The sequence below is a fragment of the Endothiovibrio diazotrophicus genome (genome assembly GCF_054657215.1).
The window spans coordinates 21,378-27,538 of sequence record NZ_BAAHXB010000076.1 but is presented as its reverse complement, the minus strand read 5'-3'; the positions used below and the strand labels follow the sequence as shown (position 1 = coordinate 27,538).

The following is a 6,161-nucleotide window of genomic DNA, read 5'->3' as shown; positions in this document are numbered from 1 at the left end:
CCTAAGGGCCGCTCCTACATTTCGGCCACCCGCCGACCGAACGCCTCCACCGCCGCCCAGTCGGTGAACTCGTGGACCCCGCGGGGATCGGTCGGGCCGTGGGTGAGCCACATGATCAGGCGGATCATCTGACGGTCGAAGAAGCCGCAGCGAGGATAGTCGAGCCGCCCGGCGAACACCGCCGACTCGCGGGGGTGCCAGGCGGTCCGGCGCAGGAACTTCTTCAGGTAGGGGTTGGTGTCGGGCCGGTTGCGGTTGGGCTTGCGCGCCGCCAGGCAGACGGAGAAGAAGGCGCTCGGCCGCTCGTCGAGCAGCCGTCGGTTGGCCTCGACCCACTGCGCGACGTTGGGCCGATGCTTGCCGTAGCGGATGCTCGCACCGACCACGATCTTGGCGAAGCCCGCCGCATCGGGCGGCTCACCGTCGTCGAACGAGTGCAGGGTCACCAGTTGACCGCCCGCCTCGATCACCGCGGCGAGCCGCCGGCAGATGGTGAGGGTGTGGCCGTCGACCGTGGAGTAGAGCAGCAGCACCCCGCCCATGGTCGCCTCACCGCCCGCCGATCAGCTCGATCGGATAGCCGTCGGGGTCTTCGACGAAGGCGATGATGGTGGTGCCGGCGTTCATCGGCCCCGCATCGCGGGTCACCTTGCCGCCGCGCGCGCGGATCTCCTCGACGGCACGGTGGACGTCATCCACCGCCAGGGCGATGTGGCCGAAGCCGCCGCCCAGCTCGTAGCGGTCGACACCCCAGTTGTAGGTGAGCTCGATCACCGCCTCGTCGCTCTCCTCGGCGTAGCCGACGAAGGCGAGGGTGAACTCGCCCGCCGGATACTCCTTGCGGCGTAGCAGGCGCATGCCGAGGACGTTGGTGTAGAAGTCGATGGAGCGATCCAGGTCGCCGACCCGGAGCATGGTGTGGAGAATGCGCATCGGAGGACTCCGTCCATCTGGATAGTTGGGGATGGGTGATTATCCGACGGACGGAGTCGGAATTCACCCCTCGCCGGGACGGCTACGGGTCAGCCACTCGGGCAGCTCGCGCTCGCCGGCGTTGTCGATGATGTACTGGCGGATCAACCGCCGCACCACCTGGGAGGCGGTCAGGTCGTGCTCCGCGCAGATGGTTTCGAAGATCTTCTTCTTGCGCGGGTCGATGAGCACGGTGAGACGGGCGGTGCGATTCTCCATGACGCGAATCATATGTTAATTAAATTACAATTGATACCCCATAGGGGGACCATATAATACACAGCCTCCTAGCCTCCCCTCCCCCCCGCCCGAGTCATCGCCATGATCGCCATCAAGGAAGCCTGGAACGCCGGCCTGCTGCGCCGGCAGCAGTGGTTGCCCAACCTCGTCTCCGGGGTCATCGTCGGGGTGGTCGCGCTGCCGCTGGCGATGGCCTTCGCCATCGCCTCCGGGGCGCAGCCCGAACAGGGGCTCTACACCGCGATCGTCGCCGGGCTGCTGGTCTCCACCTTCGGCGGTAGCCGGCTGCAGATCGCCGGCCCCACCGGGGCGTTCATCGTGATCCTCGCCGACGTCACCGCCCGCCACGGCATCGAGGGCTTGCAGATCGCCACCCTGATGGCGGGCGTCATCCTCATCCTGCTCGGCGTGGCGCGCCTCGGCTCGATCATCAAGTACATCCCCGATCCGGTGATCGTCGGCTTTACCGCGGGTATCGGCGTGATCATCTGGGTCGGCCAGTGGAAGGACTTCTTCGGCCTGCCGGCGGTCCACGGCGAGCACTTCCACCAGAAGCTGGTCGCGCTGCTCGCGGAGCTGCCGCAACTCCACGGGGCGACCACCGCGCTGGCCGTCGGCAGTCTCCTGCTGGTGCTGCTCACCCCGCGCATCCCCGGCCTGCGCAAGATCCCCGGCCCGCTGGTGGCGATGGTCGCGGCGACCACCGTCCAGGCGCTCTTCCACTTCCCCGGGGTGGCCACCATCGGCAGCGCCTTCGGCGGCATCCCCGGCGGCCTGCCCAGCTTCCACCTGCCGGGACTGTCGGTCGGGCGGATGATCGAGCTGATCGGCCCGGCCTTCACCATCGCCATGCTCGGGGCGATCGAGTCGCTGCTCTCGGCGGTGGTTGCCGACGGCATGGCCGGCACCAAGCACAACTCCAATCAGGAGCTGATCGGCCAGGGGCTGGCCAACGTCGCAGCGCCCTTGTTCGGCGGCTTCGCCGCCACCGGGGCGATCGCGCGCACCGCCACCAACATCCGCAATGGCGGCACCGGGCCGCTGGCCGGCATCACCCACTCGGTGACGCTGATCCTGATCGTGCTGTTCCTGGCGCCGCTGGCGGCCAACATCCCGCTGGCGGCGCTCTCGGCGATCCTCTTCGTGGTCGCCTACAACATGAGCGAGCTGCGCCACTTCGCGCGCATGGTGCGCCGGGCGCCGCGGGCCGACGTGGCGATCCTGCTGATCACCTTCACCCTCACCGTGTTCACCGATCTGGTGATGGCGGTGAACATCGGGGTGATCCTGGCCACCCTGGAGTTCATGCGGCGGATGGCCTCCACGGTGGAGGTGCAGTTGCTCACCGACGAGGACCTGGAACCGGAGCTGGTCTACGAGGGGCTGCGCCAACTGCCGCCGGGGGTGCTGGTCTACGCCATCGACGGCCCCTTCTTCTTCGGCGCGGCGGAGAACTTCGAGCAGGCCCTGGCCCACACCCGCACCGACCCGCGGCTGCTGGTGATCCGCCTCAAGCGGGTGCCGTTCATGGACATCACCGGATTGCAGACCCTGGAGGAGGTGATCGAGTCGATCCAGCGCCGCGGCATCACCGTGGTGCTGTGCGAGGCCAATCCACGGGTGAAGGCGAAGCTGGTGCGGGCGGGGGTCCTGCGGCTGATCGGCGATGGGCGCTACTTCGACGAGCTGGGCGAGGCGCTCAGCTGCTGCGAGGTGCTGGGCGAGGGGCTGCCGGTGAAGGACGAGGCGCCGGCGGTGGTCAGTACCTATGCCGAATCCACGACGAAGGGGACGCAGCCGTAGATCCAGCGCGGCGGAGGGAGGCGGTGACCGGAAGGCGCCTGCCATCCGTTTCGCGCGCTGCCTTCGTTCACCACGGCGCGCACAGCGCGCCCTATAGGGCGGCCTGCGGCCGCCGCGCCAAACGGAAGCAGTGATCGAAAAGCACCGGCCAACCGTCCCAAGCCGTGCGCCCGGCGGCGGCCGTCAAATCTCGCGGATCGCCGGCGCTACCTTGAGCACCTCCTCGATGGTGGTCAGCCCCTCCCCCACCTTGCGCGCGCCGGCCAGGCGCAGCGGGCGCATCCCGTCGTCGAAGGCGGCCTGGCGCAGCTCGGCCAGCTCGGTGTCCGGGCGGATGTGCGCGCGGACCACGCCGGTAACGATGAGCAACTCGTAGATACCGAGGCGGCCGAGAAAGCCGGTCTGGCGACACTCGTTGCACCCCACCGGCCGATAGATCCGCTCCGGGCGGTTGACCTTCCACGGCGCCACCAGGTCGGCCCACGCCTGCTCGTCAAGGGGTGCGATCGCCTTGCAGTGGGGGCAGAGACGGCGCACCAGCCGCTGGGCGAGCACCCCGCGCAGGGTCGCCTTGAGCAGGTAGGCGGGGACGCCGATCTCCAACAGCCGGGTGACCGCCGAGGCGGCGTCGTTGGTGTGCAGGGTGGAGAGCACCAGGTGGCCGGTGAGCGCCGCCTGCACCGCCATCTCGGCAGTCTCCGGGTCGCGGATCTCGCCGACCATGATGATGTCCGGGTCCTGGCGCATCAGGGTGCGCACGCCGGCGGCGAAGTCGAGCCCGATGTTGTGCTGCACCTGCATCTGGTTGAAGTCGGGGACCACGTTCTCGATCGGGTCCTCGACGGTGCAGACGTTGACCTCCTCGGTGGCCAGCTGGCGCAGGGTGGAGTAGAGGGTGGTGGTCTTGCCCGAGCCGGTGGGACCGGTGACCAGCACGATGCCGCCGCCCTGGGCGGTGAGCGCCTCCCACCCCGCCTGCTCGCGCGAAGAAAAACCGAGCTGGCCGTAGTCCTTGACCAGCACCTCGGGGTTGAAGATGCGCATCACCAGCTTCTCGCCGAAGGCGGTGGGCATGGTCGAGAGCCTGAGCTCGATCTCGGCGCCGTCGGGACTCTTGGTCTTGATCCGGCCGTCCTGGGGGCGGCGCTTCTCGGCCACGTCCATGCGCCCGAGGATCTTCAGCCGGCTGGTCACCGCCGGGGTGATCGAGGCGGGCAGCTGGTAGACCGCGTGCATCACCCCGTCGATGCGGAAGCGGATGCCGCACTGCTCGCGCCGCGGCTCCAGGTGGATGTCGCTGGCGCGCTGGGCGAAGGCGTACTGCAGCAGCCAGTCGACGATGCTCACCACGTGGCGGTCGTTGGCGTCGAGCTTGCCGGCGCGCCCCAGCTCGACCAGTTGCTCCAGATCGGAGAGGCCGGCCGGCCCCTGGCGCTCGGCGTGGTGGCGGGCCGCCTTGCGCACCGAGGCGCTCATGCCATAGAACTCGCCGAGGTAGCGGTTGAGGTCGGCGGGGTTGATCACCACCCGCTGGATCTCGCGGCGCAGGATCTGCGCCAGCTCCTTCACCCAGCCGCTGACGAAGGGCTCGGCGGTGGCCATCACCACCCGCTGGGCATCCACCTCCAGTGGAAGGATGCGGAAGCGCTGGGCGTAGGCCTGGGAGACCACCGTGGTGACCGCGCCGACGTCCACCTTGAGGGGGTCGACGTGGACCACCGGCAGGCCGGCATGGGCGCCCAGCCAGTCGGTGAGGAACTCCAGGTCGATGGCGGGATGGGGCGGCTTGGCGCTGACCCAGCCGCGGTTGGCGACGAGGATCAGCGGGTGGATCTCCAGCTTGTCGCCGGCATGCACCCGCGCCACCGTCGCCACCTGCTCGGCGGAGAGATGACCGTCGGCCACCAGCCCCTCCACCACCTCACCGACGCTCAGCCGGTGGTCCGGCTGCGCCGCGTTCGCTTTACTCACCTGCATCCCCCGATCATTTCCGCTGCCTTCGTCCGCATTCTAAACCGACGGGGCCCATTCAAGGAGCACAAGGCGGCGGTCGTCAGCCGGTGGTGAAGGCGGCGGGAGGGGGAGAGTCAGCGGGCGCGCAGTCGAGGCGGTCGACGCGCGCCAGGGGCGGGCCGTGGTGGAGCCATCGATGGAGTTGGTCGAGCGCCGCCGGGTCGCCGCAGGCGAGCACTTCGACGGCGCCGTCGGGGAGGTTGCGGGCGTGGCCGGTTAGCCCCAGCCGCCCGGCCTGCTCGCGGGTCGAGGCGCGGAACCAGACCCCCTGGACCCGCCCCTCCACCCGGCAGCACAGGCAGCCGCTCACGGCAGCCCGACGGTGGCGCGCTGGCCGGCACGCAGCGGCTGGTCGATGGTGAACTCCACCTCCACCGGGTAGAGGCCACTGCCCTCCGGCGGCTCCATGGCGACGGTACGCACCCACCCCTCATACTGCTCGCCGTCGACCTTCACCACCACCGCCATGCCGGGGGCGATGTTGGCGGCGCGGTCGGCCCCCACCGCCACTTGCACCGCCATCTTGTCGGCCTCGGCGAGGACCACCAGGGGGCGCGCCTGGAGGCGGCTGACCACCGTCTCCCCCACCTCCACCGGACGCGCCAGCACCCAGGCGTCGAAGGGGGCGGTGAGGCGGCTGCGCTCCAGGTCGACCGTCGCCAGGGTGTGCTCGGCGCGCGCCGACTCGAAGGTCGCCTCGGCGGCTGCCTGGCCGATCTTCGCCTTCTGCAGCTCGTGGTCGGAGAGGACGGTGCGGTCGTAGAGCTCCTCGGCCCGCTCCATCTCCCGTCGCGCCTCGTCGAGCGCCGCCTTGGCGCCGGCCACCGCCGCCGCGGCGCGGGCCTTGCGTGCCTCGAAGGGGCGGGCGTCGAGACGTACCAGCAGCGCCCCCTTGGCCACCCGCTGGCCGGCCACCGCCGGTGCCTCCACCACCACCCCGCTGACGGTGGTGGAGAGGACCAGCCGGGTCGACCACTGGAGCGCCCCGTCCACGTCGAAGGCGGCGGCGGGGGTCGCGGCAACCAGCCCGAGGATTCCGGCAGCGGCCATGGACAGGTATCTATTCATCATTGCGAGTCCTACGTGTTGGGCCAACGAACGAATAAGAAATGGACAGGATTTACAGGATTTTT

The 6,161-nt window shown here is 69.6% G+C and carries 7 protein-coding genes; 1 reads left to right on the top strand and 6 read right to left on the bottom strand.

Annotated features, from left to right (window positions below):
* Positions 1–14 precede the first annotated feature (14 nt).
* The 3 genes from hemG to ACYQ2W_RS17370 all read right to left on the bottom strand — a co-directional run bounded on the left by hemG (position 15) and on the right by ACYQ2W_RS17370 (position 1,191).
* Positions 15–542 (bottom strand): menaquinone-dependent protoporphyrinogen IX dehydrogenase, encoded by a 528-nt coding sequence (gene hemG, locus ACYQ2W_RS17380; RefSeq protein ID WP_459869838.1) that lies wholly within the window; start codon positions 540–542, stop codon positions 15–17.
* A gap of 7 nt (positions 543–549) precedes the next feature.
* Positions 550–933: a lactoylglutathione lyase gene (gene gloA, locus ACYQ2W_RS17375; RefSeq protein WP_459869835.1), complete on the bottom strand. Its 384-nt coding sequence runs from the start codon at positions 931–933 to the stop codon at positions 550–552.
* Positions 934–996: 63 nt separating this feature from the next.
* The gene (locus ACYQ2W_RS17370; RefSeq protein WP_459869832.1) at positions 997–1,191 is read right to left on the bottom strand and encodes a CopG family transcriptional regulator; all 195 of its coding nucleotides are present in this window, start codon (positions 1,189–1,191) and stop codon (positions 997–999) included.
* Positions 1,192–1,293: 102 nt separating this feature from the next.
* Between ACYQ2W_RS17370 and ACYQ2W_RS17365 the strand changes: the two genes are divergently transcribed.
* Positions 1,294–3,015, top strand: a complete 1,722-nt coding sequence (locus ACYQ2W_RS17365; protein ID WP_459869830.1) for a SulP family inorganic anion transporter — start codon at positions 1,294–1,296, stop codon at positions 3,013–3,015.
* 183 nt (positions 3,016–3,198) lie between these two features.
* On the opposite strand, the gene tfpB is transcribed toward ACYQ2W_RS17365, so the two are convergent.
* The 3 genes from tfpB to ACYQ2W_RS17350 form a co-directional block, all read right to left on the bottom strand.
* Positions 3,199–4,992 (bottom strand): type IV pilus assembly ATPase TfpB, encoded by a 1,794-nt coding sequence (gene tfpB, locus ACYQ2W_RS17360; RefSeq protein ID WP_459869827.1) that lies wholly within the window; start codon positions 4,990–4,992, stop codon positions 3,199–3,201.
* Between the two features lie 76 nt (positions 4,993–5,068).
* Complete coding sequence (locus ACYQ2W_RS17355; protein WP_459869824.1) at positions 5,069–5,338, bottom strand: acylphosphatase; 270 nt, start codon at positions 5,336–5,338, stop codon at positions 5,069–5,071.
* Positions 5,335–6,096, bottom strand: coding sequence for an efflux RND transporter periplasmic adaptor subunit (locus ACYQ2W_RS17350; RefSeq protein ID WP_459869822.1), 762 nt, complete (start codon positions 6,094–6,096; stop codon positions 5,335–5,337). The genes ACYQ2W_RS17355 and ACYQ2W_RS17350 overlap by 4 nt, the downstream gene beginning before the upstream one ends.
* Positions 6,097–6,161: the final 65 nt, after the last annotated feature.